Source organism: Agrobacterium sp. rho-13.3 (genome assembly GCF_033957765.2).
Taxonomy (GTDB): domain Bacteria; phylum Pseudomonadota; class Alphaproteobacteria; order Rhizobiales; family Rhizobiaceae; genus Agrobacterium.
Map to the genome: position 1 here is coordinate 440,904 of NZ_CP192774.1, position 17,669 is coordinate 458,572.

18 protein-coding genes are annotated in these 17,669 nt (G+C 56.8%); 9 read left to right on the forward strand and 9 right to left on the reverse strand.

Annotation, left to right across the window (positions count from 1 at the left end):
• The 4 genes from ispH (at nt 1) to RMR16_RS02085 (ending at nt 2,870) form a co-directional block, all read left to right on the forward strand.
• On the forward strand, nt 1-1,047 hold the full coding sequence (gene ispH / locus RMR16_RS02070) for a 4-hydroxy-3-methylbut-2-enyl diphosphate reductase (RefSeq protein WP_320199078.1): 1,047 nt from the start codon (nt 1-3) through the stop codon (nt 1,045-1,047).
• A 37-nt stretch (nt 1,048-1,084) separates the two neighbouring features.
• Nucleotides 1,085-2,053: a homoserine kinase gene (locus tag RMR16_RS02075; RefSeq protein WP_320199079.1), complete on the forward strand. Its 969-nt coding sequence runs from the start codon at nt 1,085-1,087 to the stop codon at nt 2,051-2,053.
• A complete protein-coding gene (gene rnhA, locus RMR16_RS02080; protein ID WP_320199080.1) occupies nt 2,050-2,490 on the forward strand; it encodes a ribonuclease HI in 441 nt (146 codons plus the stop codon). The genes RMR16_RS02075 and rnhA overlap by 4 nt, the downstream gene beginning before the upstream one ends.
• Before the next feature lie 71 nt (nt 2,491-2,561).
• Entirely contained in the window at nt 2,562-2,870 is a 309-nt protein-coding gene (locus tag RMR16_RS02085) for a Dabb family protein (RefSeq protein ID WP_320199081.1), read from the forward strand.
• Nucleotides 2,871-3,030: 160 nt separating this feature from the next.
• On the opposite strand, the gene RMR16_RS02090 is transcribed toward RMR16_RS02085, so the two are convergent.
• From RMR16_RS02090 to RMR16_RS02110, 5 genes are all read right to left on the reverse strand, one after another.
• Entirely contained in the window at nt 3,031-3,927 is an 897-nt protein-coding gene (locus RMR16_RS02090; RefSeq protein ID WP_320199082.1) for a metal ABC transporter solute-binding protein, Zn/Mn family, read from the reverse strand.
• 17 nt (nt 3,928-3,944) lie between these two features.
• Nucleotides 3,945-4,817, reverse strand: a complete 873-nt coding sequence (locus tag RMR16_RS02095) for a metal ABC transporter permease (protein WP_320199083.1) — start codon at nt 4,815-4,817, stop codon at nt 3,945-3,947.
• Entirely contained in the window at nt 4,814-5,575 is a 762-nt protein-coding gene (locus tag RMR16_RS02100; protein WP_320199084.1) for a metal ABC transporter ATP-binding protein, read from the reverse strand. The genes RMR16_RS02095 and RMR16_RS02100 overlap by 4 nt, the downstream gene beginning before the upstream one ends.
• A 406-nt stretch (nt 5,576-5,981) precedes the next feature.
• Nucleotides 5,982-6,467 (reverse strand): peroxiredoxin, encoded by a 486-nt coding sequence (locus RMR16_RS02105; protein WP_320199085.1) that lies wholly within the window; start codon nt 6,465-6,467, stop codon nt 5,982-5,984.
• Nucleotides 6,468-6,540: 73 nt separating this feature from the next.
• Nucleotides 6,541-7,392 (reverse strand): protein-disulfide reductase DsbD domain-containing protein, encoded by an 852-nt coding sequence (locus RMR16_RS02110; RefSeq protein ID WP_320199086.1) that lies wholly within the window; start codon nt 7,390-7,392, stop codon nt 6,541-6,543.
• Between the two features lie 160 nt (nt 7,393-7,552).
• Between RMR16_RS02110 and RMR16_RS02115 the strand changes: the two genes are divergently transcribed.
• From RMR16_RS02115 to RMR16_RS02125, 3 genes are all read left to right on the forward strand, one after another.
• Nucleotides 7,553-8,158, forward strand: a complete 606-nt coding sequence (locus RMR16_RS02115; RefSeq protein ID WP_320199087.1) for a YqgE/AlgH family protein — start codon at nt 7,553-7,555, stop codon at nt 8,156-8,158.
• A 92-nt stretch (nt 8,159-8,250) separates the two neighbouring features.
• A complete protein-coding gene (locus RMR16_RS02120; protein WP_320199088.1) occupies nt 8,251-8,442 on the forward strand; it encodes a CsbD family protein in 192 nt (63 codons plus the stop codon).
• A 169-nt stretch (nt 8,443-8,611) separates the two neighbouring features.
• The gene (locus tag RMR16_RS02125) at nt 8,612-9,748 is read left to right on the forward strand and encodes a zinc-binding metallopeptidase family protein (RefSeq protein ID WP_320199089.1); all 1,137 of its coding nucleotides are present in this window, start codon (nt 8,612-8,614) and stop codon (nt 9,746-9,748) included.
• On the opposite strand, the gene RMR16_RS02130 is transcribed toward RMR16_RS02125, so the two are convergent.
• The 4 genes from RMR16_RS02130 to thrC are packed head-to-tail and all read right to left on the reverse strand — an operon-like array spanning nt 9,727 to nt 16,001.
• Nucleotides 9,727-12,579, reverse strand: a complete 2,853-nt coding sequence (locus tag RMR16_RS02130; RefSeq protein WP_413785977.1) for an EAL domain-containing protein — start codon at nt 12,577-12,579, stop codon at nt 9,727-9,729. The genes RMR16_RS02125 and RMR16_RS02130 overlap by 22 nt on opposite strands.
• Nucleotides 12,580-12,639: 60 nt before the next feature.
• Nucleotides 12,640-13,236, reverse strand: a complete 597-nt coding sequence (locus RMR16_RS02135; RefSeq protein ID WP_320199090.1) for a GNAT family N-acetyltransferase — start codon at nt 13,234-13,236, stop codon at nt 12,640-12,642.
• 47 nt (nt 13,237-13,283) lie between these two features.
• On the reverse strand, nt 13,284-14,582 hold the full coding sequence (locus RMR16_RS02140) for a M16 family metallopeptidase (RefSeq protein ID WP_320199091.1): 1,299 nt from the start codon (nt 14,580-14,582) through the stop codon (nt 13,284-13,286).
• 21 nt (nt 14,583-14,603) lie between these two features.
• Nucleotides 14,604-16,001 carry a threonine synthase gene (gene thrC, locus RMR16_RS02145; RefSeq protein ID WP_320199092.1) on the reverse strand — a complete coding sequence of 466 codons (1,398 nt, stop codon included), beginning with the start codon at nt 15,999-16,001 and terminating at the stop codon, nt 14,604-14,606.
• 247 nt (nt 16,002-16,248) lie between these two features.
• Here thrC and RMR16_RS02150 point away from each other — a divergent pair, with 247 nt between their 5' ends.
• Nucleotides 16,249-16,803, forward strand: coding sequence for a PilZ domain-containing protein (locus RMR16_RS02150; RefSeq protein ID WP_320199490.1), 555 nt, complete (start codon nt 16,249-16,251; stop codon nt 16,801-16,803).
• A gap of 49 nt (nt 16,804-16,852) precedes the next feature.
• Nucleotides 16,853-17,656, forward strand: coding sequence for an endonuclease/exonuclease/phosphatase family protein (locus RMR16_RS02155; protein ID WP_320199093.1), 804 nt, complete (start codon nt 16,853-16,855; stop codon nt 17,654-17,656).
• Nucleotides 17,657-17,669: the final 13 nt, after the last annotated feature.

Sequence of the window (17,669 nt, forward strand, 5' to 3'; positions counted from 1 at the left end):
ATGAATATCGCCGTTTCCAAACCGCCTTTGACCATCCGGCTGTGCGGCCCGCGCGGGTTTTGCGCCGGTGTTGACCGCGCCATCCAGATCGTCGTTCTGGCGCTGAAAGCCTATGGCGCGCCGGTTTATGTGCGCCACGAGATCGTCCACAACCGTTATGTCGTGGAAGGGCTGGAAGCCAAGGGCGCAATTTTTGTTGAAGAGCTGAACGAAATTCCGGCGGAGCACCGCCAGCAGCCCGTGGTGTTTTCCGCCCATGGCGTGCCGAAATCCGTGCCGGAAGATGCGCAGGCCAGAAACCTGTTCTATCTCGATGCGACGTGCCCACTGGTGTCCAAAGTTCACAAACAGGCCATGCGCCACCAGCGTCTTGGCCGCCATGTCGTTCTCATCGGCCATGCGGGCCACCCGGAAGTCATTGGCACCATGGGCCAATTGCCCGAGGGTGCTGTGTCTCTGGTTGAGACCGTGGAAGACGCGGCGCGTTACGAGCCGGTCGATACGCAAAATCTGGGCTTCGTGACGCAGACGACGCTGTCCGTGGATGACACGGCGGGCGTTATCGCCAAGCTTCAGGAACGGTTTCCGGCCATGCAGGCACCTGCCGCTGACAGCATTTGTTACGCCACCACCAACCGTCAGGATGCGGTGAAGCAGGCGGCACCCGGTTGTGATCTGTTCATCGTCGTCGGTGCGCCGAATTCGTCCAATTCCAAACGGCTTGTAGAAGTGGCGTTGCGCGCTGGCGCAAAACACTCTGTGCTGGTGCAGCGTGCCGCGGAAATCGATTGGGACCAGATCGGTGATATAAAGACGGTTGGCCTGTCGGCGGGTGCATCTGCGCCAGAGGTCATCGTGGATGAGATCATTCAGGCTTTCAAGGCGCGTTACGAAACCACGCTTGATCTGGCCGTGACAGTTGAAGAAACCGAGCATTTTCTGGTCAACCGCGAACTGCGCGAAATTGAGCTGACCACGCAGGACATGGCCTTCGTCAACGGCAGTGCCAGCGATGCCTTGCCACCGAAACCAGCCCCCGGCGTTTGATCTTTCGATAATCCTTCTACTCATAAGAGTTCAGCAATTGGCAGTTTATACGGATATCAGCGAAGACGATTTGAAGAGTTTTCTCGGCCAATATGATGTTGGCGAGCTGACATCCTATAAGGGCATTGCCGAGGGTGTGGAGAACACCAACTTCCTGCTGCACACCACAAAAGATCCGCTGATCCTGACGCTGTATGAAAAACGCGTCGAGAAATCCGACCTGCCGTTTTTTCTCGGCTTGAAGCAACACCTGTTCGCCAAAGGCCTGTCCTGCCCGCTGCCATTGCCACGCAAGGACGGCGAGTTGCTGGGCGAACTTTCCGATCGCCCTGCCGCCCTCATTTCGTTTCTGGAAGGCATGTGGCTGCGCAAGCCCGAGGCGCGCCATTGCCGTGAAGTGGGCAAGGCGTTGGCCGCCATGCATCTGGCGGGCGAAGGTTTCGAACTCAAGCGCCCGAATGCGCTGTCCGTCGAAGGCTGGAAAGTGCTTTGGGAGAAATCCGAAGCCCGCGCCGACGAAGTCGAAAAGGGTTTGCAGCAGGAAATCCGCGCCGATCTCGATTTTCTCGCCGCGAATTGGCCGAAGGATTTGCCAGCGGGTGTTATCCATGCCGATCTCTTTCAGGACAACGTCTTCTTTCTGGGCGATGAATTGTCTGGCCTGATCGACTTCTACTTCGCCTGCAATGATCTGCTGGCCTATGACGTGTCCATCTGCCTGAACGCCTGGTGCTTTGAAAAAGATGGCGCTTATAACGTCACCAAGGGTAAGGCGCTGCTGGAAGGCTATCAGTCCGTGCGGCCGATGAGCCAAGCCGAGCTTGATGCGCTTCCGCTGCTGGCGCGCGGTTCTGCGCTGCGGTTTTTCCTCACCCGTCTTTATGACTGGCTGACGACGCCGGAAGGCGCGCTGGTGGTCAAAAAAGACCCGCTGGAATATCTGCGCAAGCTGCGTTTTCACCGCACCATCAGCCATGTGGCTGAATATGGGCTGGTTGGCCCATGAAGCATGTTGAGATTTATACCGACGGTGCCTGTTCCGGCAATCCGGGGCCGGGCGGCTGGGGCGCTGTTCTTCGTTATGGCGAAACCGAAAAAGAACTCTGCGGCGGCGAGGCTGATACCACCAACAATCGCATGGAGCTAATGGCCGCAATCGAATCGCTCAATGCCTTGAAAGCACCTTGCGAAGTCGATCTCTATACCGACAGCGCCTATGTGAAAGACGGCATCACCAAGTGGATTTTCGGCTGGAAGAAAAAAGGCTGGAAGACCGCTGACAATAAGCCGGTGAAAAATGTCGAGCTTTGGCAGGCGCTGGAAATCGCCCGTGAGCGCCATAAGGTCACGCTGCACTGGGTGAAGGGCCACGCCGGACACCCGGAAAATGAGCGTGCCGATGAACTGGCGCGAAAGGGCATGGAGCCGTTCAAGCGGAAGTAACGGACGGTGCTTTGGGGTTGCGTATCACGCTTGGCTGCCTATGGTCTGCTAAAGCAGAAGAGGGACATTCTATGATTTTGCATTGCGTTTTCGTGCGCTTCAAATCCGCCACCGCCACATCCGAGAAACACGCTGTCTACGAGGCGATTACCGCTCTGAAGGATGTCATCCCCGGCATTATTGATGTGAAATGCGGGCAGAATGTTTCTTCCGAGGGGCTGAACGGCGGCTTTCTCGATGGCTTCATCGTGAAACTGGAAAGCCTTGAAGCGCGGGATGAGTATCTCTCCCATCCGCAGCACATCGATGTCGGCAAACGTTTGATCGGTCTGACGGATGGTGGCGCGGCGGGACTGCTGGTGTTTGATATGGCGGAGTGAGTGTGGATTGTGCGTTCGTGTCAATCACGGAAGCACACCCACCATCGTCATGCTCGGGCTTGTCCCGAGTATCCGCGAGGTTGAATGTGTGGCACATTGAGTGGATCCTCGCCACAAGGGCGAGGATGACGGATGAGAGGTTGGCGACCCTTGCTTTTGGTTAGCTGGACTTGCTCATCGCCGCAGCTATCTGCTCCACGTTGTAGCGGAACATTTTCTCATAGGTCGGGGCTGGCCCCTTTGTTTTGGACAGGGATTCCACATAAAGCTCGCCGCCTGGCTCTGCGCCGGTTGCTTTGGCCACCTGTTTCACCAGGCGTGGATCGTTGGAATTCTCGAAGAAATAGGTCTTTACGTGTTCGGCCTTGATCTGCTCGATCAGCTTGGCAACGTCGCCGGCAGAGGCTTCCGTTTCGGTTGAAACGCCCAGCGGCGACATGAATGTGACTTTATATTCGCGTCCGAAATAACCAAAGGCATCATGGCTGGTCAAAACCTTGCGGCGGTCTTCCGGGATGGCGTCGAACGTGGCATGTGCGAAGGCGTTGAGGTCGTCCAGCGTCTTGAGGTAGGCTTGCGCATTGGCCTTGAAATCTGCCTTATCCGCTGGGTCTGCGGCGGCAAGTGCTGCTTCAATGTTTTCCACCCAGACTTTGACGTTGACCGGGCTGTTCCACACATGCGGATCAGTCACGGTCTTACCGTCCTCTTCCATGCTGCGGGTTTTGATGCCTTGGGAAACGGTGACGGGCGTGCCTTTGTAGCCGGATGCGGAGATGAGGCGGTCCATCCAGCCCTCAAGGCCAAGCCCGCTGACGAACACCACGTCGGCTGCTTTCAGATTTTTGGCATCGGAAGGCGCGGGTTCGAATTCATGCGGATCGCCATCCGGCTTCACGAGGCTGGTGACGGTGACATGTTTGCCGCCCACCTGTTTGACGATGTCAGCAAGCACGGTGAAGGAGGCAACGGCCTTCAATTCCGCCGCCGAAACCGGGGCGGAGAAGGCGATGAGCGCGGGTATCGCAGCACTGAGAAGAAATATGCGGGACAACATTGGGCAAGTCTCCTGATTTAGCCCTTCAGATGAGGGCGGGTGAAATAGCGACCTGCAAGACCCGCCGGTGCTGCCAGAATGGATAGCCCGTAAAGGCAGGTTGCAGCCATGATGATGGTGGGGCCGGAGGCGAGTTCGAAATGATAGGACACGACGAGGCCGAAATAGCCGGAGATCGCCGCGCTCACAGCTGAAATCACCAGCATGGAGGGCAGGCTGCGCGTCCACAATTGCGCGGTTGCCGCGGGCAACATCATTAAGCCAACGGCCATCAGCGTGCCGAGCGCCTGAAAACTGGCGACCAGATTGATGACGACAAGCACCAGGAAGATGACGTGATAAACCGGCCCGCGCCCGCCCACCGCACGTAGAAATCCGGGGTCGAAACATTCCGTCACCAAGGGGCGATAGATAATGGCAAGAACGACGAGGGTGAGCGTCGTGATCGCACCGATCTGGTAAAGCGCTGGCGCATCGATGGCGAGAATGGTGCCGAACAGCACGTGCAGAAGATCGACATTCGATCCATGCAAGGAAACGATCAAAACGCCCAAGGCCAGCGAGGCGAGGTAGAAACTGGCAAAGCTGGCATCTTCCTGCAACGGCGTGATGCGGCTGACGATGCCCGAGAGTAACGCAACGGACAGCCCGGCAACCAAGCCGCCAACTCCCATGGCGGTCAGCGAGAGTGAACCGGCGATGAGGTAGCCGATGGCGGCACCCGGCAATATGGCGTGGCTGAGCGCATCGCCCATCAGGCTCATACGCCGCAACATCAGGAAAACGCCAATGGGGCTGGCACCCGCCGCCAGGCAAAAACAGGCGACAAGCGCCCGGCGCATGAAGCCGTAATCCTGAAACGGCGCAAGGAATATGTCATAGGCGGTCATGTGGTTGGCTCGCAGACGTCGCCAGTTTCATCCCACCGCTCTGCCATCATCCGCGCCCGCATCAGGTTTGTGGGCGACATGGCGTGCGGTGTCGGCCCCCACGCGATCAACTCGCGGGCCATCAGCAGCGTCTCTGGAAAATGTCCACGGACCTGATCGAAATCATGCAGCACGGCAACCACGGTGCGGCCTTCGCCATGCCAGTTCGTGACGATTTGCAGCAGATCGCGGGTCGTTCGGGCATCGATTGCGGTAAACGGTTCGTCCAGCAGAATAACGCTGGCATCCTGCATCAGCAGGCGTGCAAACAGCACCCGCTGGAACTGGCCAGCGGACAGCGCGCCGATGGGGCGGCGCTCAAAGCCCGCAAGGCCCACGGTTGCGAGCGCTTCTTTGGCTCGGGTTTCATCGCCCGTGCCGATGTTGCCAAAAGCACCAGCAGTTTTCCACGCGCCGAGCAATACCGTTTCCAGAACTGAAATCGGGAAACGACGATTGATATCGGCTGCTTGCGGCAAATAGCCAAACTCCGTGCGTTTCAGCCTATGGGAAATGCGGCCTTCGGAGACTTTGATATCGCCGATGATCGCCTTCAGCAGCGTTGATTTTCCAGCCCCATTCGGCCCGGCAATGGCCGTCAAACTGCCCGCCGCGAATGTGCCGGAGACGTGGTGCACCGCCGGGTGTCGGTCATAGGCCACCGTCAGATTGTCTATCGTCAGCACCGCCGCGCCACTCATGACAGCAAAACCGCCCATTGAATGGCAAGCCAAAGCGGAATGAGAATGACAAGTGCGATAAGAAGGCGCGTTAAGACCGATTGCCGCAAGAGGCGCCGAAGGAAAAAGTGGTGCAGCATGGGATGCTCAGGATAATGTTATATAGTTACTGTAATGATATAACAATTAAGGCGAAACGATGGCGCGCGGGCGGGACGGGTGAAGGGGCATTTTTTTTGAAAGGGTCGCTTGGCTTGTTCGACCGCGAGAGGACTCGGCGTCGCTGGCCAAACTCTCTGTCGTAATGCTCGGGCTTGTCCCGGGCATCTGCTACGTCGCGTTTTTTGTAGACGTGATTGGATCCTCGGGACAAGCCCGAGGATGACGGTGGAGGAGTGTCAGAGCTTGAGGGGAACCCTGAAAGCCCGTTATTTTTGACAACAGCTTAAAGCTGCTCAATCATCGTTGCGGCGGAAGAAACAGTTGCCTGTCCTGGATTTTCTTCAACATTCAGCGATTTCACAACGCCGTTGTCCACCAGCATGGAATAACGCTTGGAGCGCACACCGAGGCCGCCTGCGGAGAGATCGGCGTCGAGGCCGAGTGCCTTGGTGAAGGATGCATCCCAATCTCCAAGGAAGTGGATTTTGCCCTGTCCGCCAGACGCCTGCGCCCATGCGCCCATGACGTGCCAGTCGTTAACGGCAATAACGGCAATGTCATCCACGCCGCGCGCCAGAATGGCATCGCGATTTTCGAGATAGCCGGGCAGGTGGTTCAGTGTGCAGGTGGGGGTAAACGCGCCGGGAACGGCGAAAACGACGACTTTTTTGCCGCTGAAAAGAGCGTCTGTGGTGGTTTCCACCGGGCCGTCTGCCGTCTTTTCCCGGAAGGTTGCGGAAGGGAGGTGGTCGCCGATCTTGATGGTCATAATATCGCTCCTGTGGCAATGATGGCGGGACTATAAATCACGCATCTGAAAAGTCGCCACCAAATTTTTGAAATTATTGCGCCGGAAAATCCAGTGGCGCTTCCATGGTTGTCTCTGCGGATTTCACAAGAATGGTCCAGCGCTGACCCTTCGGATTGTAGGATTTCGGAAGGCCCTTGATGTTCATGTAGAATGAGAGCTTGCGCTTGTCCCGCACCATGTTTTGCGGCTCGAAATAGGCATATCCCGATGGACCGGCAATGAAGATGTCGACGTCTTTTGGTGCGTTTTCCGGCAAGCGCAACTCTACACCCAGCAGGGTCTTGTCCGGCGTGATGTGGAAACTCTGGACTTTGAAGTCCTCGGAAGCCGGCTCTGGCAGGGCGCCTTTTGCGGCCTGAAGCACGTCTGTTTCTTGAGGCGTCGCAATCTTGCCCTTGTCTTTGCTGAACGCGAAATTCGCTTCGAAGGGGATGCAGATGTTCAGACAAACGCCGATGAACGCGCTCAGACGGACGTTCTCATCGTCCTTGCCGGGTTCCGTTTGTAACGTGAAGGGCAGGCCGACGGATGTGTTGTAGCCAATATCTTCTATCTCGCCGTTCTTGATAAGCTTCGGCACGGGAAAGGAGAGGGAGGAGAGACTTGCAACGCTTGATGGCTCGATTTTCAACTGTGGCGGAATGCCGGATTCGCCCGGTTCACGCCAGTAGGTGATCCAGCCAGGTTTGAGATCGATCTGCAATACGGCTTCTATTTTACCGCTGTCATCCGCGGGCAGACTGACGACGCGCATACGCCCGCCCTCACTTGTTTCCCACTCCGTCGTGTCGGCAAATGCCCGCTGGGTGGTGCATGTGAGAACCAGCATCAAGGCAAATGAAGACAGAGATGCACGGCAGAGGGTGGTGATTTTAGCGCTCATGTCCCCCGGTCTAACCTAACATCCGTCACCGGGCCAGTTACGATTTTAACCCACTCATCATTTTCGGTTGATTGATTGGCCTCAATGCCGCATCCTGACCGGATGACCAACCATGATGCTCTACCTGTTTGAACCAGAGTATGGCAGACCGGAGGCGCGAGTGAACTTTTCGACCCTGATGGACAAGAGCGAACGCGGCTTTCTGGATGGCCACTTCCTCATCGCTATGCCGGGACTGGAGAGCGGGTCGTTTGAGCGTTCCGTGGTCTATATCTGCGCCCATTCCAATGCGGGCGCGATGGGCTTCATCATCAACCGCGCCCAGCAGATTACCTTTACCGATGTGCTGCTGCATCTGAAGATGATGGACCGTAACGACGCCATCATGCTGCCAAACCGCACCCGTGACTTTCCCATCCAGTGCGGTGGGCCGGTGGAATCCGGTCGTGGTTTCGTGCTGCATTCGGATGATTACAGCAGCGATTCCAGCATTCCGGTCAGTGATGATATCTCTTTGACCTCGACGCTGGATATCGTGCGCGCCATTTCCAGCGGGCGTGGGCCGGACAGAGCCACCATGCTGCTGGGTTATGCCGGTTGGGGACCGGGACAGCTGGAAAACGAGATATCGAACAACGGTTGGCTGAATTGCCCGGCATCCGAAGACCTGATCTTCGATCGGACACTGGATAATAAGTACGAGCGCGCGCTTGGCCTTATGGGTGTCGATCCGCGCATGTTGTCCGCGCAAGCCGGTCATGCGTGAGGCAATTAAAATTTAGCGGAACCAAAACGGAATCCTGACGTTTTTACCCCGGTTGCCAGCGCCAAGTCTGGTAAAAAACTAGGGAGAATATCATGGGTAGCACATCTGATAAAATCGCTGGCAAGGCTAACGAAGTTGCTGGCAAGGTGAAGCAGGGTGTGGGTTCCGCAACCGGCAACGACCGTTTGCAGGCTGAAGGTGCTGCACAGGAAGTTAAGGGCAAGGTCCAGACCGCAACCGGCAAGGCCAAAGATGCCGTCAAGGGTACTGTTGACCGCCTATAATCAATCCCGTCCGTTCAGTTTTGAGCGGTAGAGGTCCCATCCAAAGCGCATGTGTCATGAAGGCACATGCGCTTTTCTATCTCTGATTCTTCATATTTCTTTTTGGCGCCGGATAGGTCGAAAATCGCATTATGCTTTTCGTTTCCGTGCGCGCGTTCAGGAGCGGGAAATGCAGCTTTTTTCATGTGCGGCCTGCGGGCAGCCTGTTCATTTCGACAATCGATCTTGCGTAAAATGCGGCCACAGACTGGTCTTCGTGCCTGAAACATTATCCATGGAGGCGCTGGAACCGGCGGGGGAGCCCAACTGGACGCTTGTTTCCAGGCCACAAAAAACAATCCGTTTTTGCGCCAATGAAGTGAATGACATTTGCAATTGGTCCGTTCCGGCGGAAAGCGAAAACAAGTTCTGCCCCGCATGTAGCCACAACAGGCTGGTGCCGGATACGTCGATGGAAGAGGGCATCGAACAATGGCGGCGGTTGAGCCAGGCGCAACGCCATTTGTTTTATTCCATGCTGCGCCTGAACCTGCCGCACCCCAACCGTGATGTGGACCCACAGGGCGGGTTGGTTTTTGACTTTCTGGTGGATGAAGTAGCACCCGACGGATCGATCATTCCCGCCATGACCGGCCATGATGAAGGTCTGATCGCGATCCGCGCCGCAGAAGCGGATGACGCGACGCGTGAGCAGATTAAAAGCAACATGAATGAGCCCTATCGCACGATGCTGGGTCATTTCCGCCATGAGGTTGGGCATTTCATCTGGAACAAACTGGTGCGGGATGCCAACCGGCTGGAGCCGTGCCGCGCCGTGTTTGGGGATGATACCTTGGATTATGGGGAAGCGTTAAAACGCAATTACGAACAGGGGCCGCAGCCCGGCTGGCAGCAGAACTACATCAGTTCCTATGCCTCCGTGCATCCATGGGAAGATTTTGCGGAATGTTTTGCGCATTACCTGCACATCGTCGATACGCTGGAAACGGCGCACGCCTTCGGCATCGCCATTGAGCCGGAGGGGCATCAGGAACTGGATGCGGATGTGGCGTTTGAGCCCTACCGGGCAAGAAGCGCCCAGCAACTGGTCAACGCGTGGATACCGCTCAGCGTCGCGCTCAACTCCATGCAGCGCAGCATGGGCGAGGCGGATCTCTATCCGTTCGTGCTAACGCCCGCTGTTGTCGACAAGCTGCAATTCATGCACGACTTGCTGCATGGCAATGTCGCGTCGCAGCAGCAAAGCAACTTCCAATCCGTGTTTCAGCAGCCTCAAGAGCAGAATCAGGCCCTTTTGACCACCTGAAAACGCTCGCGCAGCAACTTCAGCGCCGCATCGCCGGTGTCTGGCGTGCCAAACAGGAAGCTTTGCCCGTAATGGCAGTTCATACGGGCAAGCTCAGCCGCATCTTCCGGCGTTTCGATGCCTTCGGCCACGACCTGCATTTCCAACGCCCGCGCCATGGCAATGATGGAGCGCAGCAGCACGTTGCGTTTATCGCTGGTGTTGGCAACCAGTGCCTTGTCCAGTTTGATCGTGTCGAACGGGAAGCGCGTCAGATAGGCAAGCGATGAGTAGCCGGTGCCGAAATCATCCAGAGCAAGGCTCAAACCCGTTTCCTTGAGCTTCGCCAGCACAAGCCGCGCCTGTTCCGGGTTTTCCATCACCACGGATTCGGTCAGCTCCAGCTTCAACTGCTTCGGGTTACAACGGGTTCGCTGCAACATGCTGCGGACATCGGTGTAAAGCTCGTTGTTGAGCAACTGCGCACTGGAAATATTGACCGAGATGAAAATCGGCAACTTGTCGATGGCGTGTTGCCAGTCCATCAGGTCGGTTGCGGCACGTTCCAGCGCAAACATGCCAAGCGGCTCGATAAGGCCGGACGCTTCCGCCACGGGAATGAACTCGCTCGGCGGAATATTGCCGCGCTTGGGGTGTTCCCAGCGCATCAGCGCTTCGAAACCGGCCAAATCGCCATTGTCCAGCTTGATGATCGGCTGATAGGCCAGCGACAGTTCCTTGCGCTCGATAGCGCGGCGCAGATCGCTTTCCATTTGCAGGCGGTCGGTGCCGGAGGTGCGGAAGGCGGGACGGAACGGCTCGACACGGTTGCCGCCCGCGCGCTTGGCGCGGTACATGGCAAGCTCGGCGTCGCTCAAAAGACCGGCAGCACTTTCCTGCTGATCGATCCATGAAACGAGGCCGATGGATGCGGTGAGGATGATTTCGCGGTTGGCGAAATTGATCGGCACCATGATCGCCTTGTTCACCGCATCGGCAAAATCCGCCACGCGCTGCGGGTCGCGTTCCGACACGAGGATCAGGCCAAATTCATCGCCGGACAGGCGTGCCAGCGTGTCCTGTGGTTTCAGCAGACGGCGCAGGCGGCGTGTGAGCGCAATCAGAATATTGTCGCCAGCGGCAATGCCCAGCGTATCGTTGACCAGCTTGTAGCGGTCGATATCGATCGCCATCACCGTAGGGCGCACGGTCTCGCCATCCGGGGCCAGATTGAGGACAGATTGCAGGCGGTCGAGGAAAACCTGACGGTTCGGCAGGCCGGTCAGATTGTCACTCAGCGCATCCTGCAAAAGCCGTTCGATCGAGTTTTTCTGCTCGGTAATATCTGTAATGGTGCCAACGCAGCGAATGATTTCGCCGTTGGAGCCGAGCACAGGGCGGGCGCGAATTTGCAGCCAGTGGAAATGCCCGTCTTCGGCGCGAATGCGGAATTCGTGGTTGAGGCGACCTTTGCGGTGGTCCAGCAACACGTCCAGCGTCGCCTTGAAGCGATCCCGGTCATCCGGGTGCAGGCGGGGAAGCCAGTTGCGCGCCGCGCCATGCATGGTGCCGGGGTGCAGGCCGAGCTTGATGGAGACATCAGGTGTGGTGACGATGCGGTCACGCGTCACATCCCAATCCCAAACCGTATCGCCGCTGCCGGTCAGAGCGAGAGACTGTCGCTCCAGATCGGAGAAAAGACCCTGTTGATAGGCGCTGCCGGCAAAGGCGTGCTGAATGACGGTGAAACCAATCAGCAGCACGATCAGAACCAGACCGCCGCCGAGGGCGGGCTGAACAATGTCATTGTCCAGTTGCCCGGTGACAGTCAGCCAGCCTCCAAACAGCCAGACAAGAATAAGCGCCCAGGAAGGCACCAGCAGAATTGCGCGGTCATAACGGTTGAAGCCGAGATACACGATCAGCACGATGCCAGCGGTTGCCGTCAGCGCGAAGGACAGGCGGGCAATGCCTGACGCAATGGATGGATCGTAGATGGCCACGCCAAACAGCGCGCCAAGGCCGATGATCCACGCAAAGGTCGCGTAACCCAGATGCGCGTGCCAGCGGTTGAGGTTCAGATAGGTGAACAGGAACACCACGAAACTAGATGCGAGTGCGACCTCCGCCCCCGCTCGCCATATTCGCTCGTCGCTGGAGGTGACGGTAATCAGCTTTTCCAGAAAACCGAAGTCGACGCAGACATAGGCCAGAACCGCCCATGACAGCGCTGCCGAGGCTGGCAGAACGGAGGTTCCCTTGACCACGAAAAGAATGGTCAGCAACACCGCCAGAAGGCCGGAAATGCCCAGAACAATGCCGCGATAGAGCGTAAAAGCGTTGATCGTGTCTTTATAGGCTTCAGGTTCCCACAGGTAAATCTGCGGCAATTGCGGCGTTGAAAGTTCGGCCACGAAGGTAATTACCGCGCCAGGGTTCAAAGTGATGCGAAACACGTCCGCATCCGCGCTGGGTTGGCGGTCCAGCGCGAAACCTTCACTCGGTGTGATGGCAATGATGCGCTGTGAGCCGAGATCCGGCCAAAACAGTTTGGAGTTTACCAGACGAAAATGCGGCGCGACGATCACGCGCTCGAGCTGTTCTTCCGACACGTTGGCAAGCGCAAATACTGCCCAATCGCCCTGGTGGGCAGGAGAGCTGGCGCGCACTTCGATGCGCCGGCGAATACCATCCGGGCCGGGGGCGGTGGACACCTGAAACGCTTCACCCTGATTGGCGTAGATATCGGTCGTTGCGGTCAAATCCAGCGCCGTGTCGTCGCGGGAAATTTTCACCGGCTCGAAAGCGCGCGCCTGATCTGCGAAAAACAGGCACAGCAACAACAGCGGCATAAGGCGCACTGCGGCCATAAAACGTCCAAAAAAACGCGACGCGAGGTTGATGTCTGTCATTTATCCAACTTGCGTCCCGTCGGGATTTTGTGTGTCGGTGATCAGGGAGAACATGACATGGTCTCGCCACTCACCGTTTATTTTCAGATATTCCCGCAAGAGACCTTCCCGCTGAAATCCGGCATTTTCAAGCAGCCGTATGCTTTTGAAGTTCTCTGGAATACAGGCTGCCTCAATTCGGTGCAACTGAAGTCCGTTGAAGATGTAGGGTATTACCAGTTTTAATGCGGCAGACATATGGCCTTGGGCCGCATAAGCCTCGCCTATCCAATATCCAATCATGCAGCTTTGCGCAGCGCCGCGGCGAATATAACCGATGGTGATGCCACCCAGCAGCGTGCCATCGGTTTTAAACAGCAGAAGAGACACCGCCATGCCGGAGGAAAATTCCTGTCCATTGCGCGTGACGCGCACACGAAAAGAACTTTCGGTCAGCTCGTCAGCGCGCCATGTCGGCTCCCAGGGTTGCAGGAATTTCCGGCTTTCCGAGCGCAGTCTGTACCACTGCCTATAATCGGAATAGCGCGGCAATCTCAGCAGATACTCGGCATTGCGCAGTTCTGGCGTGTCGCTATATCGGGAAAGAAAACGCAGCATGTAAGGTCAGACCTCATCCCCCTTGCCGCGGACACATGCCCTTGCCGTCAGCCGTTTGCCTGAATTTTGATGGATGGCGTCGCAGAAAGCTCGGCCGCAATGTCTGCCAGCGGCGCGAGGTTTTCCAGCGGGCCGATAGCGGACAATGTTGGAACTTTATCGAAAAACAGGCGGCCCGCAAGATCGGTCAGGCGTTGTGTCGTAATATCGCCCAGACGCTGCATCATTTCGTCATTGGGAATGGGGCGACCGTACAGCATCATCTGCCGTGCAATCTGCCCGGCACGTGCCGCAGGGCTTTCCTGGCCCATCAAAAGCTGAGCGCGGATTTGCGCACGGGCGCGGTCGATTTCCGACTGATGAATTTCCTGGGAAGACTTGCGCAGCTCATCGATGATAACAGGCACCAGTTCCGGCAGATCATTGCTGCCGGTGGCGGCATGGATGCCGAAAATACCGGTGTCCGAAAAACCCCAATGGAAAGCGTAGACCGAATAGCACAGGCCACGATATTCGCGCACTTCCTGAAACAGCCGCGATGACATGCCGCCGCCCAGAATGTTGGCAAGAATTTGCGAACAGTAAAAATCGCGGGCGTGATAGGCCTTGCCCTCGAAACCGAGCAGAACCTGCGCATCCATCAAATCGCGTGTTTCGCGAATTTCACCACCGGTATAGATGGCTTTTTCCAGAACGGGCGTTACCACTGGCAACTGCGGCAGACCGGCAAAACGCTGTTCAACCTGCTTCACGAATGTTTCGTGATCGACCGCGCCCGCGGCAACCACATAGATCCGATCCGTCGTGTAATTGCGGGCCAGATAATGGCGGATCTGATCCGTGGTGAAGGATTGTACGGTTTCCGGTGTGCCAAGAATTGGGCGGCCGATGGTCTGATCGCGGTAGGCGACACCGGAGAAATTGTCAAAAATCACATCGTCAGGCGTATCGGTTGCAGCACCGATTTCCTGGAGAATGACGTGCTTTTCCCGCTCCAGCTCGGCCTCATCGAAGGCCGATTCCGTCAGAATATCGGCAAGGATATCGACGGCAAGAGGAACGTGGTCTTTCAGAACGCGGGCGTAATAGGATGTGGTTTCGGTCGATGTCGCGGCATTCACTTCGCCACCGACATTCTCGATTTCCTCAGCAATCTGCCGTGCCGTGCGCCGCGCCGTGCCTTTGAAGGCCATGTGTTCGAGAAGATGGGCGATGCCATGCTCGCCATCGGTCTCGTTGCGTGAACCAGATTTGATCCACACCCCGAGAGCAACGCTTTCAAGGTGTGGCATTCTTTCCGTGACAACCGTCAACCCAGAGGAAAGCCGGGTCAGATTCACATTCATGTTTACGTCTTTCCGCGCTTCTTAAACCTTGGCGCGAGCATGGTTGCCGATGTACGTTTGTACGGCGTCCAGCTCAGCATCCAGAATATCGAAACGCTCCTCCCGGTTCATAAGATCAGCAAGCCATACTGGAAGCGCCGGATCGATTTCGCAAGCGGATTTTACAGCCGCTGGAAATTTCGCCGGATGCGCAGTGGACAAAGTCACCATCGGGCTGCTTGATTTTTCATACTTTTTCGCAACAAAAACGCCTGTTGCCGTGTGTGGATCAAGCAGATATCCGGTCTGCGCCAAGGTCTCGCGAATGGTTTCGGCAACCTGTTTTTCCGTTGCACGACCAGCGCGGAAGTCACGCTTGATGAACTTCATCGCCTTTTCGGGAATGTCGAAAGCACCCGATTGTTTCAGCCCATCCATGGAGCGTTTGACGGCAGACGCATCACGACCATAGGCCTCAAACAGCAGGCGTTCGAAATTGGACGAGATCTGAATATCCATGGACGGCGACGTCGTTGCCTGCACGCCACGCATTTCATAACGACCGGTTTTCAGCGTGCGTGCCAGAATGTCGTTATCGTTGGTGGCAACCACCAGCTTATCGATCGGCAGGCCCATCTGCTTGGCAACATAGCCCGCAAAAATATCGCCGAAATTGCCGGTTGGAACCGTGAAGGACACCTTGCGGTCCGGTCCACCCAGCGAAAGGGCCGCGGTGAAATAATAGACCACCTGCGCCATGATGCGCGCCCAGTTGATGGAGTTGACGCCGGAAAGCTTGACGCTGTCACGGAACTTCACGTCATTGAACATGTCTTTGACGAGGTTCTGGCAGTCATCGAAATTGCCATGAACGGCAACCGCATGAACGTTGGATGCCGTGGAGCTGGTCATCTGGCGCTGCTGCACCGGCGACACCTTGCCGTGCGGGAAGAGAATGAAAATATCGGTGCGCTCACGGCCCGCAAAGGCGTCGATGGCGGCGCCACCTGTGTCACCAGATGTTGCGCCGACGATGGTGGCGCGCTCATTGCGCGCAGTCAGCGTGTAGTCCATCAGGCGGGCGATAAGCTGCATCGCCACGTCTTTAAACGCCAGTGTCGTGCCGTGGAAAAGCTCCAGAATGAAGGAGTTCGGGCCGGTCTGCACCAAAGGCACCACGGCGGGGTGGCGGAAGGTGGCATAGGCATCGTCAATCATGGCGCGGAATGTATCAGCCGGAATTTCGCCGCCGGTAAAACGGTAAAGCACCTCGAAAGCGACATCCTGATAGGACTTGCCCCGCAGCGCACGAATCTCTTTTTTTGACATGGTCGGCCATTTGCTGGGAACGTAAAGTCCGCCATCACGCGCCAGACCCGCCAGAAGCGCGTCGGAAAAACCCAGCGAAGGGGCGCCGCCCCTGGTCGATACATATTCCACGAGAGTGTCCCTTGTCCGTCTTTCAGGCAAATATCGTCAGCCGCTTAACCTCTGGAAGCCTTTATGTCTCGGGTTTCGGAAGCATTTTGCAAATTTAGAGCAAATCCGAACACAACCAATCGATTTTTTCCAGCGCCGCTGCTATAGACCATCGCCGACAGGCATGAAAGGCCAATAAATAGGTTCTCCGGTCCTGTATCGGGATAGTTTTAAAGGGTTGAACAGAGTGACACGGAATATTGTACGTTTGTCCGCCACCATATCGCTTCTGGCCGTGCTTGCAGGTTGCAACTCTTCCAATCCAACGGATTCGCTGGCCGTGAATCCGCCAGCCGCGACGGCGACGGCCCCGGTCGTGCAGGCCAATTGCCCGACGATCACCATTCTCGACGCAAATGCCGTGCACCGTGTTGCCGCAGGCGGCGCGAAGGATGATCCGACAAAGCTGATCTATCAGGCGTCTCTTTCCGATACGACACGCTCATGCAGCATGAGTGAATCGACACTGACGGTAAACGTTCTGGCGCAAGGCCGCCTCGTTCCCGGTCCACTCTCCAAACCTGGCCGCATCACCCTGCCAATCCGCGTGACGGTGAAGGACGGCGATGGCGAGATTTATTCGCAGGTCACGAATTTCGCGGTCGACCTTCCGGCAGGTTCGGCAGGAACGCAGTTCATCTTCAACAACCCCAACGTCGCCATTCCCAATGCACCCGGCGGGGCATCCCGCCAGACGAGCGTGTTCATCTCGTTTGATGAAACGGGCTCCAAGGCTGCGCCGAAGAGGGCGCGCCGGGGTTAAGGTGCAGGATACGACGTGCTTTTCTCCAGTTGCATGAAAGACAAAAACTTTGCGTATCCTGTCTTTGAATGCGTGGGGCGGCACTTTTCATCATGAGATGGTCGCTTATCTGAAGGACGTTGATCCAGACGTCATCTGCCTTCAGGAAGTGATCCGCAGCGAAAAACGCCTGTCCGATTGGCTGGTGTATCGCGATCACGGCGTGGAGTTGCAACAACGCGGCAATATGTTCGAAGAGCTGCGCGCCGCGTTTCCGCAGCACGATATCCATTTCTGCCAGTCCATGCGCGGCGAACTCTATGACGGTGACGCCCCTGTGTGGACCGGCTTTGGTCTGGCGACGCTGGTGCGGCGATCTTACGCCGTGATCGGCCAAGCGATGGATTTCGTCCACGGAGATTTTTCGGCGCACGGATGGGGCGATCACCCTCGATCAAGACACGCCCATGTCTTGCGTCTGTTTGGAATTGAAGATTCCCGAACGATCGTGGTTGCGCACATGCACGGCCTGCGCATTCCATCTGGAAAGCAGGATAATCCTGAACGACTTGCGCAGGCGCAAGCACTGCGTGGTTTGATAGAGGGCGTTCGCCGTCCGAATGAAAGGATCGTGGCCTGCGGAGATTTCAACGTGCTGCCATTCAGCGCCACATTCGAAATTCTCGGCACACTGGGTCTGACTGACCTCGTCACGACGCGAGGCTTTACCGATACTCGCACGTCGCATTACAGCAAGCCAGAACGCTACGCAGACTACATGCTGGTGACGCCAAATGTGGACGTCGCGCATTTCGACGTGGTGAAAGAGCCCGAGGTGTCAGACCACAGGGCGCTTTTATTGGATATCCGGTAATCTCGGTGGCTAA